Source organism: Streptomyces torulosus (genome assembly GCF_001419765.1).
Lineage (GTDB): Bacteria > Actinomycetota > Actinomycetes > Streptomycetales > Streptomycetaceae > Streptomyces > Streptomyces torulosus.
This window is the reverse complement of the sequence record NZ_LIRK01001052.1, coordinates 1-1131: the sequence shown is the minus strand read 5'-3', so window position 1 is coordinate 1131 and position 1131 is coordinate 1. Positions and strand designations below refer to the sequence as shown.

Sequence of the window (1131 nt, the reverse complement as noted above, 5' to 3'; positions counted from 1 at the left end):
TGGGCGGCGCTGACCGCGGCCCGTACGACCGCCGTTCCCCCGGGCCGCGGTCAGCGCCGCCCACGACTGCTCCGGCATCCTCGTCCCCTCCCCCGGCCGCCGACCTCGCCAGAACCGTATTACCCGCTCCGGGGCCGCGCAGCGGTATCGATGGAGAACTGCCCGCGCGGGACCGTGTCCATGAGCGGGGGAAGTGGCCGGAACCGGCGAATCGACGGAAAAGAGGGTCGCTTTTCCAACAGAAAGGGTCCTACAATTCCATGGGTAGGACCCCGTATTCTTCTGCCCGCTTCCACCTTCTCTAAACGCAAAGGTTTCGCGAACAACAAGGGGCGCGATCCGGGCGGGTTTCGTGAGGGTTACGCGCATGTGACGGACTCCACAGCGCGCCCTTTTTGCAAGGGTATTTCCGGGCAAAACCGCCCAGGTCAACCACCTGCTTGCGCGCACGCTCGCGCCCGCGTGATAACACAGAGGGCGCTCATTCGTAACCCCGAGCGGCGATGCAATTCGAAATTCCGCTGGGTAAATTCAAGCCGTATGACTGCCGCACAAGCAGACCTGCACATCGCACACCTGGAATCACAACTGGAAATCGCCGAGGGGATTCGGATCGACCGCCCGGACGTGGCGGACGGCAGCGCGCTGTGGCGTATCGCCGGGGACTCCGGAACCCTCGACCTGAACTCCTCGTACAGCTATCTGCTGTGGTGCCGGGACTTCGCGGACACCTCGGTGGTGGCCCGTGACGAGACGGGGGAACCGGTCGGTTTCGTGACCGGGTACGTGCGGCCCGAGCGGCCGGACACCCTCCTCGTGTGGCAGGTGGCCGTCGACGAGGCGCACCGCGGGCGCGGGCTTGCCGGGGCGCTGCTGGACGGACTCGCCGCACGGGTCGCGCGACAGCACGCGCTGACCGCCGTCGAGACCACCATCACCCCGGGCAACACCGCCTCGGAACGGCTGTTCGCCGCGTTCGCCGAACGCCACGGCGCGACCGTCGAGCGCACGGTCCTGTTCGAGGCGGGGGACTTCCCCGACGGCCCGCACGAGCCCGAGGTGCTGCACCGCATCGGCCCGCTGTCCCCCTGAGCACCACCGGCCCCCCGCCGGGCCGGTGGTGCTCAGGGG

General features: G+C 68.3%; 1 protein-coding gene. It reads left to right on the top strand.

Annotated elements, in window-relative coordinates:
• Nucleotides 1-540: 540 nt before the first annotated feature.
• Entirely contained in the window at nt 541-1092 is a 552-nt protein-coding gene (ectA, locus tag AOK23_RS43955; RefSeq protein WP_206336454.1) for a diaminobutyrate acetyltransferase, read from the top strand.
• The last annotated feature ends 39 nt before the right edge of the window (nt 1093-1131 follow it).

Excerpts from the sequence above, each read along its gene's own strand:
- ectA (WP_206336454.1), top strand. The coding sequence starts at position 541 with ATGACTGCCGCACAAGCAGACCTGCACATCGCACACCTGGAATCACAA.